Genomic DNA, 26105 nt, shown 5'->3' with positions numbered 1-26105 from the left:
CGTGGGGCGGGGACAGGTCACGCGTCGCGATAGAGCGTGGCGATCGCGTCCGTATAGGCCGCGACGTTCTCGGGGTTGTAGATGCTGACCGAGTCGAGCACGTGCCTCGACTGCTCGCGGTACGCGTCGAGATTCGCGTCGTGCTCGGCGAACGCCTGCAGCAGCGCGCGACCGCCCGCCTGGCAATCGAAGTCCGGATAGAAATACCCGGCCTTGCCGAGGAACGGCGAGTTGTGGATCAGCGGATAGTCGCCGTACAGCAACTCGTAATACAGGTAGTTCTGCGCGTTCTCCCACGTGTGCGACACCACCGCGTCGCCGTACGCGGCCATGAATTCGTACACCGCGTAGCGGCTTTCGAACGTCGTGATCCCGTGGTTCACGATGTCGAGACTTTTCGCGAAGTGCACGAACGTCGGATGTTCCTTCAGGTGCAGCGTGTTGCATACGCGCACGAATTCGAGGAACGCCGGCTTCGCGCGATACGCTTCCTCGGTCACGAGCATCGGGATGATGCTGGTCTTCACCATGCAGATGTTCGGCTCGAACATCGTCACGCGCCACCGGGGCTTGCCGGGCTGATAGCCGAACGACAAACCGGCGCCGAGCGTCGCGCGCGCCTTGTCGAACAGCATCGGATGCCAGATGTGCGGGACGATCGTGACCGGTGCGCGCAAGCCCGTCTGGTAATAGTGCAGACACGAGCGCTCGAATTCGGGAATCGTCCACACCGCGTCGTACGGCGCGCCCGAGAACAGGAAGCCCGACGGCTTGTCGAACATCGCGCGCTCGATGTCGATCACGTAGTCGTTGCCGACCCGCATCGTGACGACCTTGCCGCCACGCTCGCGGAACGCGCGCAGGTAGTCCGCGCCGAATTGCGCGCTCATCTCGATCAGCACGTCGCAGCGCTCGAGCGCTTCGTCCATCGACAGCAGCGGCACGTTCCACTCGCCGAGCATCATCTGCGGATCGGCGACCTGTTCGCCGCCGTTGACCATCACGGCATCCGCGACGAGCGGCGACTGGCGCAGCAGCAGGATCAGCAGCAGGCAGTTCTGGAAAATTCCGTTTTCCCACAGCGACTGGCCGGCGCCGCGCACGAACAGCGACACGCCGACGACGAGGCGCTTGCCCTCGCCGGGCGCTTGACGGGCATTGGAGTCCGACATGCGTATGCTCCGGTTCAGGCGACCAGACGCGAGACGAACGCGTCGAGGTTCGCGGGGTTGTCGATCGAGACCGACTGCAGCAGCCGGCCGGCCTTCGCGCGGTAGTCATCGAGGCGTTCGTCGTGATGCAGCCACGCTTCGAGCAGCGCGCGGCCGCCGGCGGCCGAATCGAAGTCCGGGTAGTAATAGCCGGCGTCGCCGATCAGCGTCGAGTTATGGATCAGCGGATAGCCGCCGTACAGCACGTCGTAATACAGATAGTTCTGCCCGTTTTCCCAATGGTGCGACACGACCGCATCCGCGTGGCGCGCCATGAAGCCCGGCAGGTCGAGCCGCGGTTCGAACGTCGCCTTGTGCTGGCGCACGAGATCGAGGCTGTTCGCGAAGTGCAGGAAGGTCGGATGTTCCTTCATGTGCATCGAATTGACGACGAACATGTGTTGCACCGCATCAGGCCGCGTGCGGTAGAACGCGTCGCACGCGAGCATCGGGTAGTGACAGGACTTCGCGACCGAGATGTTCGGCTCGAGCGTCGCGAGCCTCCACGGCCGCTGGCCGGGCCGATAGCCGAACGTCGCGCCTTCGTCGGTGAGCGTGGCCACGCGGCGCTCGAGGAAGTACGGCGACCAGATGTGCGGCATCAGGTGAACGGGGGCGCGCAGGATCGTTCGCAGCATCGGCGCGGCGGTCTTGTCGTATTGCGGCAGCAGCCATACTTCGTCGAACGGTGCGCCGTTGAACACGTGCCCCGACGGTTTCCCGAAGATCGGCGTCTCGCACAGGCCCGCATACACGTGCCCGCAGAAGAACGCGGTGATCTTCTTGCCGAGCGCCTTCATGTGCCGCAGCCATTCGACCGGCAACTGCGCGCCCATTTCGATCACGACGTCGAGTTCGTGCGTGACGTCGGCGGGTTTCACGAGCGGGATGTCGAGGCCGTCGAGTTCGAGCCCGGCCGGCAGTGCAGTGGCGTCGCCGCCGTTCAGGAAATAGACGGGGCCGACGCGGTCCGAGCGCTTGAGCATCATCGCGAGGAACGCGATGTTCTGGTGGATGCCGTTTTCCCAGATCGCCTGGCCGTCGCGCGCAAACAGCGAGATGCCGACCGCCGGCCGTTGCTTGCGGGTGCCGCCCGCGGCGGCTTCATTGATGTCCGTCACCGGTTGGTTTCCTCTGCGGCGTCGTGCGTCCGGGCATCGCGTCGAGCGTCTGGCCGGCAGCGGCGCGCCGTGGGTTGTCATGGTTGGATTCGCGCCGGTGCGCCGCGGTGTGCGAATCGGGCGACGAGATTCGCGAAGGCGGCAGCCGGATGCCGGCGTGTCGCCGGGCACGCCCGGCACGGCGCGCGTCGGGCAGGCTGCCCCGGCGACTGTCTGCGGCGATTGTGGCATGGAAACCGCCGTTTTTGGCAGGGCGTGACGAACTTTGACATAGCCGATGGCCAACGGGGACGGGCGCCGGCGAAGCGGCGCCCGGTGGTCCGGCGGAATTCCGGCGCGGCGGGTGCGGCCCGTCGGATAGCGCGGCCGCATGGGCGGCCGCAGGCGGCTCAGTGCTGCAGCCGGATTTCGACGCGGCGGTTGCTGGCGCGGCCTTCCGGCGTCGCGTTGGACGCGACCGGATCGGCCTTGCCGCGGCCCGAGACCGTTATCGAATCGGTCTTCAGCCCATGCGCCTTCAAATAGGCGGCGACCGATTCGGCGCGGCGCTTCGACAGTGCGAGGTTATAGTCGTCGCTGCCCACCGAATCGGTGAAGCCGGTGACCGTCACTTGGGAGTACGTGCGGTCGGCGCGCTCGCTCAGCAGCCGGTCCAGCGATTCGCGCGCGGTCGGTGCGAGCGTCGCGTGGTCGGTCGCGAACAGCGCGTCGCCCGACAGGTTCACGCGCTCGACGACGGCGGCAGCGGGTGCGGGTGTGGCGGCCGAGGCCGCTTCGGCCTGTGCGACGCCGCACTGGAAGACCAGCGTGGCTGGATCGGATTGGTCGCGCAGCGCGCGGGCCGAATCGACGGCGCGCACGGGCTCGTCGCCGCAGATCTTGCGGGCGGCCTTCATGCAGGTCTGCGGGCCCGACAGCAGGCCGTGGCAGTCCACCTGGAAGGTGCGCACGCCGTCGCGCGGCTGCAGTTCGGAGGCGCTGAAGGTCGGACCGGATGCGGTCGAGCATGCGGCGAGGGCCGTTGCGGAAAGCGCGAGCGCAAGAGCGAGTTTGTTCACGGTTACATCCTCAATGCTTGGGTTGACTGAAGCCCGCCACGGGTTGCGCGGCGGGCTCGTCTGGCCGTCGGGGCCGCCGCGGGCCGCACGGCTGGCGAGCTGGGCGGCCTGGCGGCGCGACGCATTACTTCCACTGGTACAGCACGCCGGCGCCGATCACCTTCTGACCGCCGCTGAAACCACCGTTGATCGACGCCTTCAGGTTCTCCGTGATGCGCGCCTGCATGTTGACCGCCATCGCCTTCTGGCCGAGGAAGGTCGACGTGCCCACGCCCATCCCGAAGTTGGCGTCGCGATCGAGCTGCGGGATCGAGGCCATCGCGCCGACAGCCGCGATACCCTGCTTCGCCATCTGGTCGGTCTGCTGCAGTTGCGAACCCAGCGAGTTGATCTGCGCCTGCTGTCCCGACAGCGCCGTCGACAGCGTCGTCTGCACCTGCGTCAGCTGGTTCACGTTCACCGCATCGGTGCCTTGCGTACCCGGCGCGACGTTCGTGATCTGGCGCTGCTGCGTGTCGCTGCCGACCGACACCACGTTCGAGCGGCCGCCGTCGTTGGAGCCGGCGCCGATCGCCACCGAGTTCGAGCCGGCGGTGACGGTCGGGTGATCGCTGCCGGTGCCGTTCATGTCGGCGGCGATGCCGTTGTTGTTCACTGCACGCGTCGTGTTGTTGTTGATCGTCGTCGACAACTGGTTCAACTGGTTGTTGATGTTCGTCACGCCGGTCGACAGCGACGCCACGTTGCTGTTCGTCGTGCTCAGGCCGGTCGACAGCGAACCGATACCGGTCGACGTCGACGTCGACAGCGAGGTGACGGTGCTGTTCGTCGTGCTCAGGCCCGTCGACAGCGAGCTGATCGCGGTCGAGGTCGACGTGGACAGCGAGGCCACGTTGCTGTTGGTCGTGCTCAGCCCGGTGGACAGCGAGTTGATGCCGGTGGACAGCGACGCGACGTTCGACGCGGTGGACGTCGACAGCGTGTTGAGCGCCGTGTTCGTCGCGTTGAGCTGGCTGCCGTTGATCGCATCCGTGCTCGTGGCCGAGATGCGGCCCGCGGCGACGTTCGTGATCTGGCGTTCCTGGCCCGGTGCGCCGACGCTCACCACGCCGACCGGCGAGCCGCCCGCGAACGGGTACGTGACGCCGCCGATCGTGGCGCTCGACGTGCCGACGGCTGCCGCCGTGACCGAGTTCGCGCCGAGTGCGATCGAGTTCGCGACGTTCGCTTGCGCGTTCGTGCCGAAGGCGAGTGCGTCGGCGGCCGTGGCCTTGGCGGCCGAGCCGTAGGCCTGGGCGCCGGTGGCGCTGGCCGTGGCCTGGCTGCCCAGCGCGATCGTGTTGTCCGCGGTGGCCTGGTTCGCGCTGCCGAGGGCGAGCGCGCTGGCGCCGGTTGCCGTGTTCTGGTTGCCGAGCGACACCGCGCCGTCGCCGGTCGCCGTGTTGTTCGCGCCCATCGCCACTGCGCCGGTGCCCGTCGCCACGTTCGGATCGCCGATCGCGACCGCGCCATCGCCGGACGCGGTGTTGCCGGAGCCGATCGACACGGCCTTGCCGCCCGTTGCCGAGGCGTTCTGGCCGATCGCGACCGCACCTGCCGTCTGCGCGTTCGAGCCGTCGCCGACTGCCACGCTGCTGGCGCCCGCCGCGCTGGCGTTCACGCCGGCGGCGAGGGCGTTGGTGCCCGTGGCGCCGTCGTTCGCGTAGTTGGCTTGCTGCGTGCCGTTGTCGTTGACGCTGTAGTAGTGCGTCTTCGCGGCGTTGATCGCGGTCGAAGTGGAGGTCGACAGCGACGATACCGCGCTGTTGGTGCTGCTCAGGCCGGTGGACAGCGAGCCGATGCCGGTCGACGTCGAGGTCGACAGCGACGTGATCGTGCTGTCCGTGCTGCTCAGGCCGGTGGACAACGAGCTGATGCCGGTCGAGGTCGAGGTCGACAGGGACGTGATCGAGCTGGTCGCGGACGACAGGCCGGTCGACGTCGAAGTCGACAGGGAACTGATGGAGCTGTTGGCCGACGACAGGCCCGTCGACGTGGAGGTCGACAGCGACGTCACCGAGCTGTTGGTCGAGCTCAGGCCGGTGGACAGCGAGTTGATGCCAGTCGAGGTCGACGTGGACAGCGAGGTGATCGAGCTGTTCGCCGACGACAAGCCGGTCGAGGTCGACGTGGACAGCGACGTGATGGAGCTGTTAGCCGACGAGAGGCCCGTCGACGTCGAGGTCGAGAGCGACGTGATCGAGCTGTTGGCCGACGACAGGCCCGTCGAAGTCGAGGTCGAGAGCGACGTGATGGAGCTGTTCGCGGACGACAGGCCCGTCGAAGTCGAGGTCGACAGCGAGGTGATTGAGCTGTTAGCCGACGAGAGGCCCGTCGAGGTCGAGGTCGAGAGCGACGTGATCGAGCTGTTGGCCGAGGACAGGCCGGTCGACGTGGAGGTCGACAGCGACGACACCGAGCTATCGGTCGAGCTCAGGCCGGTGGACAGCGAGCTGATGCCGGTCGAGGTCGATGTGGACAGCGAGGTGATCGAGCTGGTGGCCGACGAGAGGCCAGTGGACGTGGAAGTCGACAGCGACGTCACCGAGCTATTGGTCGAGCTGAGACCCGTTGACAACGAGTTGATGCCGGTCGAGGTCGAGGTCGACAGGGACGTGATCGAGCTGTTTGCCGACGAGAGGCCCGTCGAGGTCGAAGTCGAGAGCGACGTGATCGAGCTGTTCGCGGACGACAAGCCAGTCGACGTGGAGGTCGACAGCGACGTCACCGAGCTGTTGGTCGAGCTCAGGCCGGTGGACAGCGAGTTGATACCGGTCGAGGTCGAAGTCGACAGGGACGTGATCGAGCTGTTTGCCGACGAGAGGCCAGTCGAGGTCGACGTGGACAGCGAATCGATTGAGCTATTGGCCGAGGACAGGCCAGTCGAAGTCGAAGTCGACAGCGACGTGATCGAGCTGTTGGCCGACGACAGGCCGGTCGAGGTCGAAGTCGACAGGGACGTGATGGAGCTATTGGCCGACGACAGGCCCGTCGAAGTCGAGGTCGACAGGGACGTGATGGAGCTATTGGCCGACGACAGACCCGTCGAGGTCGAGGTCGAGAGCGAGGTGATCGAGCTGTTAGCCGACGAGAGACCCGTGGACGTGGAAGTCGACAGCGACATCACCGAACTATCGGTCGAGCTGAGGCCGGTCGACAACGAGTTGATGCCGGTCGAAGTCGAAGTGGACAGCGAGGTGATCGAGCTGTTGGCCGACGAGAGACCGGTGGACGTAGAAGTCGACAGCGACATCACCGAGCTATCGGTCGAGCTGAGGCCGGTCGACAACGAATTGATACCCGTCGATGTCGAGGTCGACAGCGAGGTGATCGAGCTGTTGGCCGACGAGAGACCGGTGGACGTAGAAGTCGACAGCGACATCACCGAGCTATCGGTCGAGCTGAGTCCCGTCGACAGCGAATTGATACCCGTCGATGTCGAGGTCGACAGCGAGGTGATCGAGCTGTTGGCCGACGAAAGACCTGTCGAAGTCGAGGTCGACAACGAGGTGATTGAGCTGTTAGCCGACGAGAGACCCGTCGAAGTCGAGGTCGACAACGAGGTGATTGAGCTGTTAGCCGACGAGAGACCCGTCGAAGTCGAGGTCGAGAGCGAAGTGATCGAGCTGTTCGCGGACGACAGGCCCGTCGAGGTCGAAGTCGAGAGCGACGTGATGGAGCTGTTGGCCGACGACAGGCCCGTCGAAGTCGAAGTCGAGAGCGACGTGATGGAGCTATTGGTCGACGACAGGCCCGTCGAGGTCGACGTGGACAGGGACGTGATCGAGCTGTTAGCCGACGAGAGGCCCGTCGAAGTCGAGGTCGAGAGCGACGTGATGGAGCTGTTCGCGGACGACAGACCGGTCGAAGTCGACGTCGACAGCGACGAAATGGCACTGGTCGCGGTACCGACTTGTTGGGCGACGGAATAAAGCTGGCTGCCGTTGATCGCGTCGGTACTGGTCTGGGTCACTTGGCCGGCAGCGACGTTGGTGATCTGCCGTTCCTTGTTGAGGTCGCCGACGCTGACGGTGCCGACCGGCGTGGCGCCGGCGAATCCGCCGAACGTAACGCCGTTGACGGACGCGCTGCTCGTGGGAGTGGCCGCGGCGGTCGTCGAATTCGCGCCGAGCGCGACGGAGTTGTTCGTGCCGGCGACGGCGCCGGTGCCGATGGCGACGGCGTCGGTGCCCGTCGCGATGCTGTCGGGGCCCGTCGAGTTCGCGTGGAAATACTTGATGCCCTGGCTATTGATGCTGTCGATCGCCGAGCCCACGCTGTTGGCCGTCGATGTCGAGCCGTTCGCGTTGTACGTGGTGTACGCCGGGGCCGAGACCTTGCCCGTCGTCGGGTCGTACGTCGACCCGCCGCCAAGTGCCGACGCGGTGCTGCTGCCGAGGTTGTCTGTCTTCGTCGAGACCGAGCTGAGCCCAGTAGACAGCGAGTTGATGCCCGTCGAGGTCGAAGTCGACAGCGAGGTGATCGAGCTATTCGCAGACGAGAGACCCGTCGACGTGGACGACGAAAGCGACGTGACCGAGCTGTTTGCCGAGCTGAGGCCAGTGGACAGCGAATTGATGCCGGTCGAAGTCGAGGTCGACAGCGACGTGATCGAGCTGTTGGCCGATGAGAGACCGGTCGACGTGGACGACGAAAGCGACGTCACAGAGCTGTTAGCTGTACTAAGGCCGGTGGACAGAGAATTGATGCCGGTCGAAGTCGAGGTCGACAGCGAGGTGATCGAGCTATTCGCAGACGACAGGCCGGTCGACGTGGACGACGAAAGCGACGTGACCGAACTGTTAGCCGAGCTGAGGCCAGTAGACAGCGAATTGATGCCGGTCGAAGTCGAGGTCGACAGCGACGTGATGGAGCTGGTTGCCGACGAGAGGCCCGTCGACGTGGACGACGAAAGCGACGTAACCGAGCTGTTAGCTGTACTAAGGCCGGTGGACAGAGAATTGATGCCGGTCGAAGTCGAGGTCGACAGCGAAGTGATCGAGCTGTTTGCCGACGACAGGCCGGTCGACGTGGACGACGACAGCGACGTCACAGAGCTGTTAGCTATGCTAAGGCCGGTGGACAGCGAGTTGATGCCGGTCGAAGTCGAGGTCGACAGCGAAGTGATCGAGCTGGTGGCCGACGAGAGGCCAGTCGACGTGGACGACGAAAGCGACGTGACCGAGCTGTTAGCCGAGCTAAGGCCGGTAGACAACGAGTTGATGCCCGTCGAAGTCGAGGTCGACAGCGACGAGATCGAGCTATTGGCCGACGAGAGGCCCGTCGACGTGGAGGTCGACAAGCTGACGATGCTCGACGTCGTGGTGCTGGCCACCGCGTAAAGCTGGCTACCGTTGATCGCGTCCGTGCTGCTTGCACTGATCAAGCCGGCCGCCACATTCTGGATGCGGCGCTCGGCACCGGCGGCGCCCACACTTACAACACCAGCGGCCGAACTCGCGCCGGCATAGGTACCGAATGTCTGACTTCCGATCGTCGTGCTGCTGACCGCACCGGTGCCGCCCGTCGCTGTACTGGCGGCAGCGGTCGTGGTCGCACCTGAGCCGAGCGCAACCGAGCCCGCCACGTTCGCGTTGGCGCCGGCCCCGAATGCCAGTGCATTCGTCGCGCCGGATACCGCGGTATCGCCGATCGCGATGCCGCCAGCCGCCGTGGTCGTATTGCTATTGCCGAGTGCAACCGAGCCCTGGCCGATCGCACTGTTGCTGTTGCCGATTGCCACGGCACCGTTCGCGGCGGTCGTTCCCGCCGCATTGCCTGCGGCGATGTTATTTGCCCCCATCGTCACGGCGCCCGTGCCGTTCGCAATGTTCGGATCGCCGATCGCCACCGCGCCGTTACCGCTCGCCGTCTGTTGACTGCCGATCGCAACGGCGCCGACGCCGGACTTGACGGTTGAACGGTAGCCAATTGCCGTTGAACCCAAGCCGGCCGTTGACGAAACGCTCGAGGTATCGCCGATCGCAACCGACGAATTCGCCGCCGCGGTCGAAGTACTTCCCAGCGCCACAGCGGCGGAACCCGCGGCGGTCGACTGATTGCCGGCAGCCAGCGTAGCGAAATTCGACGCGACCGTTCCGATACCCAGTGCCGTTGCGTTCGTGCCGCTTGCATTGGCGCCGAGGCCAAACGCCGAGGCTTGGCCGGCCGACGCGCTAGCTGACGCGCCAACGGCGGTCGCATTGCCGGCCGTTGCGGCTGCCCTGTTGCCGAGCGCGACCCCGTTCCCGCCCGACGCAACGGCCGTCACACCGATGGCGGTATCCTGGGCCCCACTGGCAGTGGCCTGATTGCCGATAGCCGTTGCATCGGTGTTCGACGCAACCGCGCCGAAGCCGCCCGCGTAACTGGTGGCTCCGGTGGCGCTTGCGTTGAAGCCGGTTGCCATGCTGTTGGCCCCGGATGCCTTGGCGCTACCGCCCAGTGCAATTGCATTGGCGCCTGTCGAAGATGCTGCAGCCCCGACTGCGACGTTATTCGTTATCGAGGTATTCCCGGCGACACCCGCAACCGCGCCGTCGCCCTGCGCGATGCCGTATGCACCGTTGACGGTCGCACCGCGGCCGAGTGCGATGCCCGACGTGGCGGTCGATGCGACGGACGACTGCCCGCCGATCGCGATGCCGTCCGACGCAGCGGACTGCGCGCCCTTCGTTGCGTTGCTGCCGATGGCAACTGCGCCCGCGCCCGATGCGAGCGTCGAGTTTGCCTGCGACAGCGGCGTCGTTCCGTTGCCGCCTGCGCCGCCGATCGCGACGGAGTTCAGCGCGCTCGCCGTCGAGCCGAAGCCGAGTGCGGTTGCACCGGCACCGCTCGCGGTGGTTTCGAGGCCGGCCGCGACACCCCAGAGGCCGGCCGACGATTGCATGCCGGTGGCGACGGCGCCATTGCCGTTTGCCTGCGCGAACGAGCCGTAAACCGTGACACCGGTCCAGCCGTTGCCGTTGGAGTTACACCCGGCGACGACCGAATACGTTCCGGAGCCGTCGCCGGCCTGGTTTTGCGTACCGCCCGGGTTGACGCGGCCGACCGCGCCGCTGCTTCCCGTCAAGCAGGTTTGCTGTGTGTTGAGCGTATTGGCTTCGGCCAGTCCGGGCAGACTGATCGCCAGCGCCGCGACGGCCGCCACCACGACAGCCGACTTGTTCGGCTTGCCCCGTGCCGAATCGATTTCCGATGCTGCGACCCACGCGCCGAGCGCTTCGTTCCAGATCGAGCGGTATGTGCGGTTCATATCCTGCTACCTCCAAATGTGCACGCCACACACCGGTCTCTTTTGTTAGAGGATTACTCCGTGCGCTCGCGTGAATCTCAAAATTGATGGGCGGAGTTTATTGGAGGCGGATTTTATAGATTGACAAACAGTGATAAATGAAGCGTTTTAAAAGTTAAAGAATGGTTAATTAGGCGGGTTTTTGTGCAAGAGGGGCGAATGAATTTGAAAGATGCAAGAATGCTTCAAGTATGGTTTGAATTCTGCGGGCGGTATTCTGATTTTCCTATAAAAATCAATACGTTGAGGAGGTTTTGTGCGGTGGTCAACCCCCTGCATCTGGTAAAAAGTAAGACAAATGAAATGGCAAACGTTTGCGCATCGCCTGATTCTTTCATGTTTGTAATGTTTTCTGGATTGTGGTGAGCTAATGCGCTAGCGGAATTATTAACTTGTTAATATTTTGGCTTTTATTGAATTTTTGTTTTAGTGTGAAGATTATCTCGCAGTCAAATTAATCTGATTCGAGGTGCATTTGATTGTGCTGACGTGCGCATTCCGTCCGGCGCCGGGGCCCGTATGACGGGCGTTCCGGGCCGTCCGGCCGTCCAAGTTGTAAAAAATTGCTACAGAACGCCCGAATGAAACAATCTGCGCCGATTTATCGGATTTGTCCTATTGACGATCGTGTTGACATCGGCGTTATCGCGGAATCGGCGCGTGTGCCAGAGGTTGAGCGGGCGCACTCGTGAGGGGTGTTTCGCGGGGTGTCGACGGGGCGCCACAGACCGTGGGTCTGCGTCCAGTCGGAGGGGGCCGAAATGTCAGATCCGAGTGCGGCAATTTGTCCGCCACGCCGGCGCAGGCCCGCAGCAGCAAAATGAAAAAAGGGAGGGATCGAATGTATCGGGCGCGCCACATTCGGCCCACGAGCGTGGGCCGAATGGGCCAGCCTGCCGCATGACCCGCGGCAAACTTCCGGCTTTACTTCTTCAGAAACCGCAGCGCGAACCGCGCCATCCGAGGCACGAACATCGGGCGCAGCAGGCGCTTGTCGTAACCGGCCATGCGCCGGTCGTTTTCCACGAGACACAGCTCGATCAGCTCGCGCGGGTTCAGCGCATCGCCGATGTCGGCGGTGCCCGTCGCCGGAAAGTTCGCGTCACGCGCGGCGCCGTCGGCATCGATGCCGCGCGCGATGCTCATGCGATCGCGGATCAGCTGCACCCACACGGCCGCGACGCGTGCGAAGAACCACGGCCGGCGCCACCACGGCATCGTGCGCCAGTACCATGCGTACCAGTTGACGAAGAACAGGATGTGGCGGCCTTCTTCCTGGATCACGGGCTCGAAGGTCTCGACCAGTTCGGGCGGGAAATAGCCGGAGCGCTGCGCGGAGCGAAACAGGCCGAACGCGAAAAAGCTGTCGATGCACTCGCTGAAGCCCGTCATCATCCACGACCATTCGGGATCTTTCGGCGCGGGGTAGGCCGGCTCGGGCGCGAGGCGGATGCCGTACGCCTCGACGAGCTTCGACAGCACGACCTTGTGGCGGGCTTCCTCGCCGCCGTCCATCTCGAGCGCGCGGCGCAGCAGCGGATCGTCGACTGTCGCGGCGTAGGTCGCCACGCGGATCGACGCGCGGCCTTCGGTTTGCACCGCGATGTCCCAGATCGGCAGCGACGTGAGCCGCCTGAGCTCGGCCGGCTGGAGCGCCGGCCAGTCGATCACGGCCGGCTTGTACGGGTTGTGTGTGTCGAGCAGCATCCGACAGAACATCTGCTTGTGCGCATCGGAACCGATCCGGACCGGGCCTTGGGCCTCGAAGGTCCAGTTGCGCATTGCGTGATCTGCGGCTGCATGCTCTTCCTGCAGCGTGTCGGTCATGGCTATTGTTATGCGATTACGGATCGAAAGATTCTTGCACAGCTTCCGTCATCGCGTATTTTCGAGCGGCCATGTGCACGCCGGCCCCGCGCATGTCACGCGTTCGTGTCGACCCAGAGGCGGCCCCAGCGCGATGCGTACGCGAGGGCGTGCTCTTCCTCGAAGAAGAAATCGATTGCGTCGAACGACACGGAGCGCGGCGACGGGCCGCCGCTCGCGCGTTCGATCGTCAGGTTGGCGGCGAACAGCCCGTTCGGCAACCGGGCGGCAGCGGGAGCGACTTCGTAGCCCTTGTAGCGGATCGTACGGTTCATGGCATGCGCGGAAAAAGTTCGGACTTTCAGCGTACGCAAACCCGCCGGTCGGGTGAACCAATCTTTCGGCCAATGCAAATGACGCGGCGGGCTGAATCGTTATCGGGGCGGGACGCGGAACGGTGTTGTCGGGAGCCAGGACGACGCGCCCGCATGTCGGCACGCGTCGGAAGACGCGCCGCGCGCCCTCGTCGAATCCTGTCGAACGAGGGCGCGCGGCGGAGTGCGGGGGGTTACTGGTTGGCGACCTTCAGCACGGGGGCGAGCGCATCGACCGACGCCGCGTGCGAGGCCGCCCGATGCGACGCGAACGCGAGCGCGAATTCGGCCGCTTGCGCGCCGACCGTCTCGAGTTGCGCGACGACCTTCGGATCCGAGCAGCTGTCGGCGCTCTCGAAGCGCGTTTCCAGCGTGTTGACGGTGGCGCCGAACGGCGTCGGCCAGCCGCGCAGCGCATGGACGATCGAGCGCAGCGACGTCAGCACGGTGCCGGCCGCCTGCCAGCCGTAGGCGGTGACGATCAGGCCGACCGCGCGGCCGTCGAGATACGGGCGTTCGTCCGCGCGCAGTTCCTCGAGCGTGTCGAGTGCGTTCTTCACGAGGCCGGACACGCCGCCGTGATAGCCGGGCGTCGCGATGATGATCGCGTCGGCCTGGCGCACCGCGTCGATCAGCTCGCGCTGCGCGTCGGTCAGCGTTTTGTGTTCGGGGGCGTAGTGCGGCAGCGTATGCAGGAACGGGCCGTCGAACAGGCGCGTACGCGCGCCGGCGGCCTGCGCGCCGCGCAGGGCGAACGACAGCGCGCGTTCGGTGGACGACGCGGCCCGGGTGGTACCGCCGATGCCGACGACGAACGGGCGGCGGTGTTGATCGAATGCAGTCAAGGGGCGCTCCTGGGAGTGGCTTGCCCGGCTAAGCACAGGCTTAAAACCAGATGGTAACGACCGCGTCGCCACTCTGAAAACGACTTTTCGTTCTATCGATATGCCGCGTGGCGGGGCAATCGTGTGCGCGGCCGCGCAGATCGATAGCAGAAATGCTTGGTTGGGGCGGTGCACCACGGTCGATAAGATGGGTGCGTCTCCTCCATGATGTCTCTACTGACATGGGTTGGCCCCGCCACGCGGATGCGGCGGGGCTTTTTTTCGTCCTCGGCCGGAAAACGGGGCGCGATGCGTGCCGCGGCGTGGCCCGTTAAGCGAACACCGGCCGGAAGAAGCTGCGCTCGTAGCTGACGATGCAACGCGTGTCCTCCGCGTAGCGGAACGCGGCCTGGCAGGCCGGATCGTCCTTCGAGCGTTCGCGGTAGCGCTCGTAGTCGGCGAGGCTCGGGAACGAGAACATTGCCAGCGCGATGTTGCTCGCGCCTTCGGATGGCAGGAAATAGCCGTGATGCGTGCCGCCGAACCGTTCGACGAGCGGAATCCACATCTTGCCGTAGGTCTCGAATTCGACGAGTTTGTACGGGTCGACGACGTAGCGAAGGAAGCAGGTGATCATGGGCGCTCGCGATGCAGTGGCGGAGCCGCGAGTCTGGAGCGCGGGGCGGCACGTGTCAACGGCGTGCACGCCGGCGTCGGTTTCGTTGCTTGATGCGTTGCTTGCGCGAGCAACGATCGGCACTTCGATGTGTTCGCCATGACGTGCGCACAGCGTCGAAATACGCCGTACTCGTCACCTCCGCCAGCCGCGCTACCCGTGGATTTTTACGACATTTTTTCTTGCGACGGCGACCGGCGCGCTCCTAGACTTCGGGCATCTTCACCACGGAGCATGGCCATGTCGATACCCTGGAACGCGATCGCCGAACCCACCGCCGCCGCGCCGCTTTCCGCAGGCGCCGATCGGGTGATCGTCCGGCGCTTCGATCCGGCAATCGACAGCTACGCACAACTCACGCCGATGCTGCACCGTGCGTTCGCGCGGCTCGGTGCGATGGGGCTCAACTGCACGTGCGTCGATCAGGACGAAGATGTCACGCGCCGCCGCGCGGAAGCAGGCGAATGCTACGTCGCCGTGTGCGGCGGGCGCGTCGTCGGCACGGCCACGCTGTACGCGACCGATCCGTCGTCGGCCTGTTCGCTATACCGCCGTGAAGGCGTCGCGAGCGTGCGCCAGCTGGCGGTGGACCCGGCTTGCCAGAGCCGCGGGATCGGCGCGTTGCTGCTGTCGTTCGCCGAGCAGTGGGCCGCGTCGCGCGGCTATGCGCTGCTCGCGCTGGATACGCCGCATCCCGCCGCGCACCTGCTGGCGTTCTACGGCGCGCAGGGCTTCGAGTTGGTCGACGTGATGCGCTTCGCCGGCAAGCGCTACGACAGTGCGATCCTGTGCAAGCGGCCCGTTGCATGCCCCGTGCGCCGGGTGTCGTCGGCGTCGCGGCTGGCTGCGCGTGTGGCGGCCGTGCGGCGTGTCCTGCATGCGTGGGCGCCGCGCATTGTCGTGTTGGCCCGGCGCGAGGCGGGTTTGCGTCGCGCCGGACGTTTCGCGGCGCGCCGCGCGGCCGGTGCGGCCAGTTGCTGGTCGTCGCCGTGGCGGCCGCGTCAGCACGGCCGCGTCGTGGCCCGATAGCGGCGGGCGGACTCCGGTTCGTGCCGTTCGCCCGTCGCGTGGGCTTCACGCGAGGACGGGACGCGGGCCGCTCGATCAATCGGCGCAATCACCCGTTCCGATGGCCAGGAGAACGAACCGGCTCGACGAACGGCGCGCCAAGCGGCACGCAACTGCTTGCGTACGTCACTCGTCGCGGCCGCGGGCGTCGCCGCCGCCTTTCGCAAGGCGCCACGCGATCGTGCCGAGCATGCCGACCGCCACCACCAGCGCGCCCCACAGCACGTAGCGGCGCGCGGCGTCCGTGTCGGCGGCGGCCACCGGCGCGACCGCCGACGCCGGCAGCGCCGCGCCGACGCGCGCGGGCCGTACTTCGGGCGCCATGCCGACCAGCAGTGCGTCGCGGCTCACGGCCGACGACCCGAGCGACGCGTCGCCGACGCCGAGCGTAAACGGCGGCGCGCCGCGCGCGACGAAGGTCAGCGCGGCCGGATGCCAGCCGATCGCGACGGCCGGCTGCCCGCCGCCGAGCCCGCCGTTGCGCATGTCGACGACGATTCGCCATGTGCGGTCCGTATTCGCGACGAACTCGAGCGGCGGATTGCGCTGCTCGCCGCCCTTGCCCTGCAGCCGGAACAGCACGGCGCCCGCGACGTCGCGCCACGGCGCCTGTGCGTCGGCACGGCTTTGCAGCGCCGCGCGTGCAACAGTGTTCGGTTGCGGCAGGCCGATGCGCACGCGGTCGACCGGATACGCGCCATCGGTGTCGAACAGATACTCGCCCGGCGCACGGCCGGCGCGTACCCGCACGGCGTCGCGCCACTGACGCGGCGCGGATGCCGTATCGGCGCCGCGAGCGTCGCGCGGATGCGTCTCGACGTCGATCGACGCGATCGCAGGCGCGTCGTCGAGCCAGTCCAGCCGCAGGTAGCGCGGCGCGGCGCCGTCGAGCGCGATGCGCTCCTGCACCAGCATGTCGCTGCCGCGGCCGACCTTCAGCAACTGCGTGCTGCCGAGCGGCCGCCAACTGCGCAGGTCGTCGCTGGCTTCGACGGACACACGCCCCTGGTAGCTGTCGTCGCTCACGTGCACGAGCAGCGCATCGATGCTGCCGTCGGTATGCGACAGGTCGACGAGGTCCGCGCCGTGCGTGGTGCGCGAAGGCGTCGCGACGGCCGCGCGCAGCGCGCCGTCCGGGCCGACCGTCACGCCGAGCGGCGCGTTGCCGTTCCCGGCGCGGGCGGGCGGCAGCGGGAACCAGTGCACCGGCGTGCGGGACGGCGGCACGGCAGGCGCGGCGGCGGGCGCGTCGAGCGAGTACGGCACTGGCTCGCCCGCGCCGTTGAAGATGCGCACGTCGCCGAGATCGTCGCGCCGGCTCGCCGCATACACGGGCTGCGGCACGGTGAGCTGGTAGTACGCGGCGCTGCCGTCGAGGTCGAGCGCGAAGCGCTGCGCGACGCGGGCTGCATTCGGGGCATCGCCGGCCGCCGCGAACGACGCGAACAGGCTCAGCCCGAGCAGGGCGGCGAATCGTTTCATGGCCGGCCGTCCTGTTGCGCGGCTGCCTTCGGCGGCAGCGGCGAGAAATAGCCGATCAACAGCAGCAGCACGCCGATGCCGATGAACGACACGATGCGCTCGATGCCGGTGACATGCGACAGGTCGAACAGGAACAGCTTGACGACCGTGAGCGCGAGCAGCGCGGCGCCGACGAACCACAGCGGCCGCAACCCGCGGCGCGTGGCCCAGATCGCGATCGCGAGCGCGCAGACCGTCCAGTACACGGATACCGACGCCTGCACGAGCGTCGATTCGGCCATCGCGCGGAATTCATACGGCACGCCGGCCCAGTGATGCAGCGTGCGCAGCAGGATCGCGTTCAGCCACAGGAAGCCGGTCGCGCCGGCCGCACCCAGCAGCTCGACGCGGTACCTGCCGAACGACCAGCCGAGCTTGCGCGCGCGCACGAACCACGACGCGGCGAGCGCGTAGACGACCGCGAGCACGAGATCGAGCGGATTGAACAGCGGCACGCGCGCCCAGCTTCCGCCGTCCTGCGTGAAGTTCGCGTAGAACGTCCACGCCCACATCACGACGATCAGCGGCAGCGACGCGAACGCGCAGAGACGGGCGATGCCGTCGCGGCGCGTGAGCCACATCCCGGCGAACGCGAACAGGCTCCAGCCGACCATGAACACCTGCTGGACGCCGAACGACGAGACCACGGTGTCGATGTCGTAGCCCAGGTGGAAGCGGTGATGCAGCGTGCGCAGCATCAGCGCGTTGAACCACAGGAACACGGTCGCGATCGCCGCATAGTCGACGACGCGCGGATGCCACGCGATGCCGAGCGTTTTCAGGCGGCGCAGCCACGCGGCGAAGGCGACGAACACGAGACCCTGCGCGACGTCGAGCGGATTGAGCAGCGGCAGCCAGAAGAGCGGCGCTGCGTCGCCGTCGCTGACCGTGCTGGCGAGGCTCCACAGCCACAGCAGCGCGGCGAGCGGCGCGGCACCCCACACCTGGTACGCGCGCGGGAACGCCGCGACGGGCCAGCGCAGGCGCGAGCCGGGGCCCGACACGAGCAGGAGCAGCGCGCCGAAGCCGTATGCCCATGCGCTCCAGCTCCACGCGCCTTCGGGGACGAACGCGTGCAGGCGCCAGAAGCCTTCGAGCGAGAGCAGCCCGCACAGGGTCCAGAACGTCAGCGTATGCAGCGGCGCGAGGATGCCTGCTGCAACGGCCGGCGCCGCGTCGTTCGCGGCAGCGGCGCGGCCCGTGTCGCGCGACTGGCGCCACAGCAGCGCGAGCCCCGCACCGACGGCCAGCGGCCACGCGAACGCACCCATGCCCGACAGCGGCGCTTCGTGCGCATCGAACGCGCGCAGCGCGAGCAGCGCCAGCACCGGCGTGAGCGCGAGCGCGGGCCATTCGGCGAGCGGCCATGCGAGCCGGTGGCGCGTGGCGTGCGCGAGCCACGCGGTACCGGCCGCGAACAGTGCGGTCGTATCGACGACGAAGCGATCGGCATGCAGGTCGACGTGGCGGCTTGCATGGACCAGGATCTCGTGCAGCCCGCCGCTGACCCACCACAGCAGCCCCCACGCAGCGGCCGCGACGCCGATCTCGGGCATCCATGCGTGCCATGCGCGCGCTTCGCCGCGCCCGTGCAGCCACCAGCCGGTGAACAGGCCGGCGAGCGCGATCAGCAGCATCGCGATGGTCGGGCCGTTGAGCACCGGCAGCGCGGTCGCGTCGGCCGGCGCGAGCAGGCTCGTGAAGAACGCGCCTGCCGCGGCGAGCTGCATCAGCAGCCCGAAGCCGAATGCGAGCAGGCGCTTCTGGCGCACGCCGAGCCACACGACGGCCGCGCCTTCGATGGCCCACGCGGCGCTGGTCGTCGGCCCCGAGAACGCGAGCGGCACCGCGAGCGTCGCGAAGATGACCGCGAGCGCGAGCATCGATTCGAACAGCAGCCCGAGGCGGTCGCGGCGCCGCGCGAGCGAGGCGGCGACCGCGACGTAGAACGCCGACAGCGCGACCGCGCTCCACGCGAGCGCGAACGGCATGCCTTTCACGAGCGACGCCTGCAGCGCGGTCGCGACGATCGGCGTGCCGAACACGAGCGTGCCGTCCACGTAGTGCCGCAGCGCGAGTTCGCGTTTCACCGCATACAGCAGCGCGATACCGACATACATCAGGAAGAACAGGACGAGGAACGGCTCGGTGCTCGCGAACAGCGCGGGGCGATAGGCGGTCACGCCCCACGCGGAGCCGATCGTGAACGTGAACACGAAGCCGAGCAGGTTCAGCGGGCGCCAGGCCTTGAACCACGCGATCGCGAAAATGCCCGCGTTCAGCAGTGCGTAGTAGCTGAACAGCGCGACATGGTTGCCCTGGCCGGTCGACAGCAGGATCGGTGCGAGGAAGCCGCCCGCGCTGCCCATGAACGCGAGCGGCAGCGCGTTCTGCCGCACCGCGAGGAACGCGCTCAGCGCGCAGATCGCGACCATCAGCGGGAACGCGGCGCCGACGGGCAGCAGCGCATAAAGCTTGGTCGCGGCGAAGATCGTCAGGTACAGGATGCCGACGCCGCCGCCTTGCAGCACGAGACCGTATGCGGCGCGGCGCGCTCGCACGCGCCAGCCGATCGCGAGCAGCGCGGCCGCGGCGAGCGCCGTGCCCGCGAGGCGGAATTCGATCGGCAGCATGTCGTTGTCGGCCGCGTACTTGAGCAGGAACGCGACGCCGAAGAACAGCACGATGATCCCGACACGCACCACCGTGTTGCCGCCGAGCAGCCAGTCGCGTGCGGCGCCGAACGCGCGTTCGGCGAGGCCGGGTTCGCGCGGCGCAGGCGGTACGGGCGGGGCCGCGCGGCTCGCGGTGGCGGGTGCGCCGGCGGTGGTGTGGGCGTGAGCGGACGCAGTGGCGGTGCGTGCCGTGGTTGCCGGTGCGAGAGCCGCTGCGGGAGCCGCTGCGGGTGCCGGCGTCGAAGCCGATGCCGGTGTGTCGACCCGTGCGGCGGCAGGTTGTTGGGCGGGCGTGGCCGGAACGTGGGCCGGTAGCGGCGCGGAGGCACCGTCCGACGCCGCTTGCGCGAGGCCGCCGGAGGTCGCCGCGCCGGCCTTCGCGCCCGCCAGTTGCGCGCGCAGCGAATCGAGTTCGCGCGTGAGCGTGTCGACGGTGGCTTCGAGGCGCGCGACGCGATCGGCGAGGGGTAACGGGGTGGGAGGCGGCGCCGCGGAGATCGCGAATGAATCGGGCGCGACGGGCGCGTGACGGAGCTTGCTTTGCCGCAGCGCATGCCCGACGCAGAACCCGACGGCGGCCCCGAGCAGCGAGCCGCTTCCGGCCGAGAAATCCCCGATCAAGGCGGCGATGCCGCCCACGATGAAGCCGATTACGGCGAATGCCCAGTTCAACGCCTTGCTCCCTCTCACTATCGTTATCGTCCTTCGATCGCGGATCGCACCCGATCGAGGCGGTTTCAGCACGGCCGGCAGGCGAACCGGCATGCGCGCGTCGTACGGCGGGGCCCTCGTGCGAAAGGCCCGCGACGGCGTCGCGATTGGCGTGTTTGCGGGGAATGTATCACAGCGCGCATGCTCCGATTTGCGGGGTTGGCGCGGTATCGCGGCGTGCGCCGTCCGGTGTCGCCATCCGGCTTTCTGCACGGTCATGCTTTTTACTGACGAATGCAGTGCGCGTTTTCGTCTGAGCGAATCGACGCCGGAACGGACGTGAACTTGTCGCAAAACGACGCGTGCCCGATGCGCGCTGGCGCAAAACCTCATGTGATGCGCGCCGCGTTGCTGCGCACAAGTCCGGCGCGGAATGCCCGCCGTTGCGGGCCGTGCGCGTATTGCGCCGCCGCAATCGGCTGCGCGGCCCGCCGGGCGGGGCTGCGGGCCGTGTCGTATTTGCGCAAGCGTTTGTCGTAATTCGTCGGCAGGTCGGGGTTTTTTCTGGCAACTATGTAGGCACGCTATGACAAGCGCGAGTCCCCGCTACACGAGGAGAAGGTTTCGATGGATGCCCCCAAGGTTGTGGTCGAAGGTCTGTGCAAGGTGTTTGGAAGCAATCCCCAGCAGGCGCTCGACATGCTCGCCGCCGGCGCGACGAAGGACGATGTGCTCAAGCGCACCGGTCAGGTCGTCGGCGTGCACAACGTCTCCTTCGATGTGCAGGAAGGCGAAATTTTCGTGCTGATGGGCCTGTCCGGCTCCGGCAAGTCCACGCTGATCCGCCTCGTGAACCGGCTGGTCGATCCAAGCGCCGGCAAGGTGCTGATCGACGGGCTCGACGTCGCGTCGGCGCGTCGCTCGGCGCTGACCGCGCTGCGCCGCAAGGACATGAGCATGGTGTTCCAGTCGTTCGCGCTGATGCCGCATCGCACCGTCGTGTCGAATGCCGCGTTCGGCCTCGAAGTCGCGGGCATGGGCAAGAAGGAGCGCGAGCGCCGTGCGATGGAAGTGCTCGAGCAGGTCGGCCTCGCACCGTTCTCGCACAAGCTGCCGTCCGAGCTGTCGGGCGGCATGCAGCAGCGCGTCGGCCTCGCCCGCGCGCTCGCCGTGAACCCGTCGCTGATGATCATGGACGAGGCGTTCTCCGCACTCGATCCGCTCAAGCGCCGCGAAATGCAGGACGTGCTGCTGCAACTGCAGAAGGAGCAGCGCCGCACGATCATGTTCGTGTCGCACGATCTGGAGGAAGCGCTGCGCATCGGCAACCGCATCGCGATCATGGAAGGCGGCCGCCTCGTGCAGGTCGGCACGCCGCAGGACATCATCGCGAATCCGGCGGACGACTACGTGCGCGCGTTCTTCGACGGCATCGACACGAGCCGCTACCTCACCGCCGGCGACTTGATGCAGACGGGCGCCGTGCCGCTCGTGTCGAAGTGCGATGCCGCGAACGTCGCGGCGTCGCTGAACGGCAGCGCCGAATACGCGTTCGTGCTCGATGCCGCACGCAAGATTCGCGGCTTCGTCACGCGCGAGGCGCTCGGTCAGGACACGCCGTCGGTACGGCCGATCGAAAGCATCCGGCGCGATGCGTCGCTCGAACATGTCGTCGCGCGCGTCGTCGCGAGCCCGAATGCATTGCCCGTCGTCGACGACGACGGCTGCTACTGCGGCTCGGTCGATCGTGCGCTCATCCTGAAGGCCATCACGCGTTCGCGAGGCTCCCATGTCTGAAATGATTCCGCTCGGTACCTGGGTCGACCAGTCCGTTCACTACCTGCTCGACCACGACGCGAAGACGTTCGACGCGATCGGTCAAGCGATCGAAGGGCTCGCCGCATTCGTCGAGCATGGCCTGCAGGCGATCCCGATGTGGCTGATGATGGCGATCTTCATCGGCGTCGGGCTGTGGCGGGTGGGCTGGCGCTTCGCGCTGTTCACGACCGCGTCGCTGCTGCTGATCTTCGCGACGGGCTTCTGGGACCAGACGGTCATCACGCTCGGCCTCACGCTGTCGTCGACGATCATCAGCCTCGTGCTCGGCATCCCGCTCGGGATCTGGGCCGCGAAGAGCAAGTGGGTCGCCGCGATCGTGCGTCCGATCCTCGACCTGATGCAGACGATGCCGGCCTTCGTCTACCTGATTCCGGCCGCGATGCTGTTCGGTCTCGGCCGCGTGCCGGGGATCCTGTCGACGGTGATCTTCGCGATGCCGCCGGCCGTGCGCCTCACGAGCCTCGGCATCCGCCACGTGAACCGCGAGATCGTCGAAGCCGGTCAGGCATTCGGCTGCACGCCGTGGCAACTGCTGTACAAGGTGCAGTTCCCGAACGCGCTGCCGTCGATCATGCAGGGTGTGAACCAGACGATCATGATGGCGCTGTCGATGGTGATCATCGCGTCGATGGTCGGCGCGGGCGGCCTCGGCAACGACGTGCTCGCGAGTATCCAGCGCCTCGACATCGGTCTCGGCTTCGAAAGCGGTCTGTCGGTCGTGCTGCTCGCGATCATTCTCGACCGCATCACCGAGAGCTTCGGCCGCGCGCCGGGCACTGCGAAGGCGCCGCTGTTCTCGGGCCTCAAGCAGCTCTTTCGCGTGAAGGCTTCGCCCGCGCAGGCCTGATCTCCGGCGGCCGGCAACGCGCCGGCCGCTCACCCTGAATGGATAACGGCTCCCGCGGCTTCGGCCGCGGGGCTGGCTCCCCGCAACCTCCTCGCCAGGAGACCGATGTGACGTCCGCCGTCGCTGTCGCGCCCGCCGCCTGCGTTTCACCGGTTTCGTCCCTCGCCCATTTCGGCTTTCTGACGCTGCCGAACTTCTCGATGATCGCGTTCTCGAGCGCGGTCGAAGTGCTTCGGATGGCGAACTACGTCGGGCGGGCGGATCACTACAAGTGGTCGATCTACTCGCTCGACGGCGCCCCCGCGCATGCCAGCAACGGCATCGCGGTGCGGCCCACGCAAGCGCTCGACTACGACAACCTGCCCGACGTGATGATCGTGTGCGGCGGCATCCGCATCCGCGACGTGGTCGACGACGGCGCGCGCGATACGCTCACGGCACTCGCCGAACGCGGGCTGCCGCTCGGCGGCATCTGCACGGGTGCGTACGCGCTGATGTCGAGCGGGCTGCTCGACGGCTATCGCTGCACCGTGCACTGGGAGAACCTGTCCGCGCTGCATTCCGAATTCCCGCAGGTGGGTTTCGCCGACGAGTTGTTCGTCGTCGATCGCGACCGCCTGACCTGCACCGGCGGCACCGCGCCGCTCGACCTGATGCTGAACCTCGTCGGCATGCGGTTCGGCCAGCAACTGGCCGCGCAGGTCTCCGAGCAGTTCATCCTCGAGCGCATCCGCAGCTCGACCGATACGCAGCCGATTCCCGTCGATGCGCGGGTCGGCTTCTCGCGTGCGGAGCTGATCGAGGTCGTGCGGCTGATGGAGGCGAACATCGAGGAGCCGCTGTCGCTCGAGGAGCTCGCGCGGCTCGTGCGGTTGTCGCAGCGGCATCTGCAGCGCATGTTCAAGGTGTACCTGAACGTGTCGCCGACCCACTATTACCTGACGCTGCGCCTGAAGCGCGCACGCGACCTGCTGCGCACGACCGATGCGTCGATCGCACGCGTGACGGCGGTCTGCGGCTTTCATTCGCCGTGTCATTTCAGCAAGGCATACCGCGCGCAGTTCGGCCATGCGCCGAGCTACGAGCGCCGGCTGCCGGGGCGCTGAGCCGGGGCAATCGGACGGTCCGCGACGTCGCCGGGATCGCGGCGCGCGGCTTCAACAAACGATCCCGCATTCAAGCAAACGACATCACTTTGAGGAGAAGCAAGATGAAGCGCCTATTGATCGCAGCGGTGTGCGGAATCGGGATGACCGCGCCGATGTCGGCCGTTTATGCGGCCGATCCGCCCGTGTGCAAGAACGTGCGCTTCGCGGATGTCGGTTGGTCCGACATCGCGGCGACCACGGGCCTCGCGTCGACGATGCTGCAGGGGCTCGGCTACAACCCGACGAAGACGATCGCGTCGGTGCCGATCACGTTCGCGGGGATCAAGAGCAAGCAGATCGACGTGTTCCTCGGCTACTGGTCGCCGACGATGGACCCGATCATCCAGCCGTTCACGAAGGCCGGCACGATCAAGGTGCTCGCGACGCCGAACCTGACCGGCGCGAAATACACGCTCGCGGTGCCCGACTACGTGTACCAGGGCGGCCTGAAGTCGTTCGCGGACATCCAGAAGTACGCGGACAAGCTCAACGGCAAGATCTACGGGATCGAACCGGGCAACGACGGCAATGCGCTGATCAAGAAGATGATCGACGGCAACCAGTTCGGCCTCGGCAAGTTCAAGCTGGTCGAGTCGAGCGAGGCCGGGATGCTGGTCGAGGTGAATCGCGCCATTCGCGACAAGCAGTGGATCGTGTTCCTCGGCTGGGAACCGCATCCGATGAACGTGCAGATGAAGATCGACTACCTGACCGGCGGCGACGACGTGTTCGGCCCGAACTACGGCGAAGCGAAGGTGCTGACAGCGACGCCGCCCGACTACGCGCAGCGCTGCCCGAACGTCGCGAAGTTCGTGTCGAACCTGCAGTTCACGACGGCGATCGAGAACCACGTGATGGTGCCGATCATGAACAAGCAGGACCCGAACAAGGCCGCCGCCGCGTGGCTGAAGGCGAACCCGGACGCGCTCGACAAGTGGCTGGCCGGCGTGACGACGATCGACGGCAAGCCGGGCCTGCCGGCGGTGAAGGCGTATCTCGGCGCGCATTGACGGTGACGTGTCGGGCTGGGCGGCCGCGGCCCGAAGCCTGACCTGAATGTTAAGCCGGCGTAAGCAGGGTGACCTGCTTGCGCCGGCTTTTTGCTGCGTGCTTCACGCTCGCGTCGACGGCCAGCGCAAGCCCGTTATTAGCGTGAACAGGCCCTATACTGCTCGATCCCCGATCGAGGAGACGGCAATGACCCGCAACCCGCTTGATGCGTCCGGACGGCAACACGCAGCCGGCACGCGGCCGAATGGCGCGACCGTTTCGGCCGACGCAGGCTGCGGCCGGACAATCCGGTACGTCGGCCATTCATTCGCATGAAGCGCATCGAGCAAGTCGTGCTCGCGGCCGATCTCGCGGGCACGGCGGTGTTCGCGATCGAGGGCGCCAATGCGGCGATCGGCGCCGGACTCGACCTGTTCGGGGTGATGGTGCTGTCGCTCGTCGTCGCGCTTGGCGGCGGCGTGATTCGCGACCTGCTGATCGGCGCTCGCCCGCCGAGCGCCGTGAGCGACTGGCGTTATCCGGCGCTCGCGTTCGCCGCAGGACTGTTCGCCTTCGTGTTTCATGCGCGGGTCGCGTCGTTTTCGCCGTCGCTGCTGACGATGCTCGATGCGGCCGGCCTCGCGCTGTTCGCGGTCGCGGGCGCCGTGAAGGCGCTCGAATTCCGCGTGCCGCCGTTCATTGCCACGCTGATGGGCGCGGTGACCGGCTGCGGGGGCGGCGTCGTGCGCGATCTGCTGCTCGCACGGATACCGGTCGTGCTGGTCACGGACATCTACGCGAGCGCGGCGCTGCTCGGCGCGGTCGTCGTCGTGCTGTGCCGGCGGCTCGGTTGCCCGCCCGTCGTCGCGGCCTTGCTGGGCGGGCTCGCGTGCTTCGCGCTGCGGATGGCGGCGGTGCGTTTCGGCTGGCAGTTGCCGAAAATCGCCGCGGGGGCGTAGGCCC

General features: G+C 66.9%; 15 protein-coding genes and 1 pseudogene. 6 read left to right on the top strand and 10 right to left on the bottom strand.

Features of this window, described 5'->3' with window-relative positions; translation table 11 throughout:
- Nucleotides 1–17: 17 nt before the first annotated feature.
- The 8 genes from CFB35_RS26515 to CFB35_RS26445 all read right to left on the bottom strand — a co-directional run bounded on the left by CFB35_RS26515 (nucleotide 18) and on the right by CFB35_RS26445 (nucleotide 14364).
- Entirely contained in the window at nucleotides 18–1172 is a 1155-nt protein-coding gene (locus CFB35_RS26515; RefSeq protein ID WP_060968368.1) for a DUF2827 domain-containing protein, read from the bottom strand.
- A 14-nt stretch (nucleotides 1173–1186) separates the two neighbouring features.
- On the bottom strand, nucleotides 1187–2332 hold the full coding sequence (locus CFB35_RS26510) for a DUF2827 domain-containing protein (protein WP_089465747.1): 1146 nt from the start codon (nucleotides 2330–2332) through the stop codon (nucleotides 1187–1189).
- A gap of 389 nt (nucleotides 2333–2721) precedes the next feature.
- Nucleotides 2722–3390: an OmpA family protein gene (locus CFB35_RS26505; RefSeq protein ID WP_059575442.1), complete on the bottom strand. Its 669-nt coding sequence runs from the start codon at nucleotides 3388–3390 to the stop codon at nucleotides 2722–2724.
- A gap of 124 nt (nucleotides 3391–3514) precedes the next feature.
- Nucleotides 3515–10684, bottom strand: coding sequence for an ESPR-type extended signal peptide-containing protein (locus CFB35_RS34635; RefSeq protein ID WP_143328759.1), 7170 nt, complete (start codon nucleotides 10682–10684; stop codon nucleotides 3515–3517).
- Between the two features lie 963 nt (nucleotides 10685–11647).
- A complete protein-coding gene (locus CFB35_RS26460; protein ID WP_059575437.1) occupies nucleotides 11648–12550 on the bottom strand; it encodes a hypothetical protein in 903 nt (300 codons plus the stop codon).
- 95 nt (nucleotides 12551–12645) lie between these two features.
- A complete protein-coding gene (locus CFB35_RS26455) occupies nucleotides 12646–12864 on the bottom strand; it encodes a hypothetical protein (RefSeq protein WP_006480563.1) in 219 nt (72 codons plus the stop codon).
- Nucleotides 12865–13097: 233 nt separating this feature from the next.
- Complete coding sequence (locus CFB35_RS26450) at nucleotides 13098–13748, bottom strand: NADPH-dependent FMN reductase (protein ID WP_006490914.1); 651 nt, start codon at nucleotides 13746–13748, stop codon at nucleotides 13098–13100.
- 310 nt (nucleotides 13749–14058) lie between these two features.
- On the bottom strand, nucleotides 14059–14364 hold the full coding sequence (locus tag CFB35_RS26445) for an NIPSNAP family protein (protein WP_059575435.1): 306 nt from the start codon (nucleotides 14362–14364) through the stop codon (nucleotides 14059–14061).
- Nucleotides 14365–14643: 279 nt separating this feature from the next.
- Here CFB35_RS26445 and CFB35_RS26440 point away from each other — a divergent pair, with 279 nt between their 5' ends.
- On the top strand, nucleotides 14644–15432 hold the full coding sequence (locus CFB35_RS26440; RefSeq protein ID WP_059575432.1) for a GNAT family N-acetyltransferase: 789 nt from the start codon (nucleotides 14644–14646) through the stop codon (nucleotides 15430–15432).
- A gap of 165 nt (nucleotides 15433–15597) precedes the next feature.
- On the opposite strand, the gene CFB35_RS26435 is transcribed toward CFB35_RS26440, so the two are convergent.
- Together CFB35_RS26435 and CFB35_RS26430 are read right to left on the bottom strand one after the other, a co-directional pair.
- Nucleotides 15598–16953 (bottom strand): DUF3999 domain-containing protein, encoded by a 1356-nt coding sequence (locus CFB35_RS26435; RefSeq protein WP_059575430.1) that lies wholly within the window; start codon nucleotides 16951–16953, stop codon nucleotides 15598–15600.
- Entirely contained in the window at nucleotides 16950–20339 is a 3390-nt protein-coding gene (locus CFB35_RS26430) for a DUF2339 domain-containing protein (RefSeq protein ID WP_059575428.1), read from the bottom strand. Before CFB35_RS26430 ends, CFB35_RS26435 begins: the two co-directional genes overlap by 4 nt.
- A 329-nt stretch (nucleotides 20340–20668) precedes the next feature.
- Between CFB35_RS26430 and CFB35_RS26420 the strand changes: the two are divergent.
- The 5 genes and pseudogenes from CFB35_RS26420 to CFB35_RS26400 form a co-directional block, all read left to right on the top strand.
- Nucleotides 20669–22115 (top strand): annotated as a pseudogene (locus CFB35_RS26420) (glycine betaine/L-proline ABC transporter ATP-binding protein); the annotation flags it as partial.
- The gene (gene choW / locus CFB35_RS26415; RefSeq protein WP_059575424.1) at nucleotides 22108–23004 is read left to right on the top strand and encodes a choline ABC transporter permease subunit; all 897 of its coding nucleotides are present in this window, start codon (nucleotides 22108–22110) and stop codon (nucleotides 23002–23004) included. The pseudogene CFB35_RS26420 and the gene choW, both read left to right, overlap by 8 nt.
- Nucleotides 23005–23111: 107 nt before the next feature.
- Nucleotides 23112–24110, top strand: a complete 999-nt coding sequence (locus tag CFB35_RS26410; protein WP_059575422.1) for a GlxA family transcriptional regulator — start codon at nucleotides 23112–23114, stop codon at nucleotides 24108–24110.
- Between the two features lie 104 nt (nucleotides 24111–24214).
- A complete protein-coding gene (locus CFB35_RS26405) occupies nucleotides 24215–25162 on the top strand; it encodes a choline ABC transporter substrate-binding protein (RefSeq protein WP_050012220.1) in 948 nt (315 codons plus the stop codon).
- Between the two features lie 312 nt (nucleotides 25163–25474).
- Nucleotides 25475–26101, top strand: a complete 627-nt coding sequence (locus CFB35_RS26400) for a trimeric intracellular cation channel family protein (protein ID WP_059575420.1) — start codon at nucleotides 25475–25477, stop codon at nucleotides 26099–26101.
- The last annotated feature ends 4 nt before the right edge of the window (nucleotides 26102–26105 follow it).

This window comes from Burkholderia sp. AU16482, assembly GCF_002223285.1.
Taxonomy (GTDB): domain Bacteria; phylum Pseudomonadota; class Gammaproteobacteria; order Burkholderiales; family Burkholderiaceae; genus Burkholderia; species Burkholderia semiarida.
This window is presented reverse-complemented; position numbering and strand designations above follow the sequence as displayed.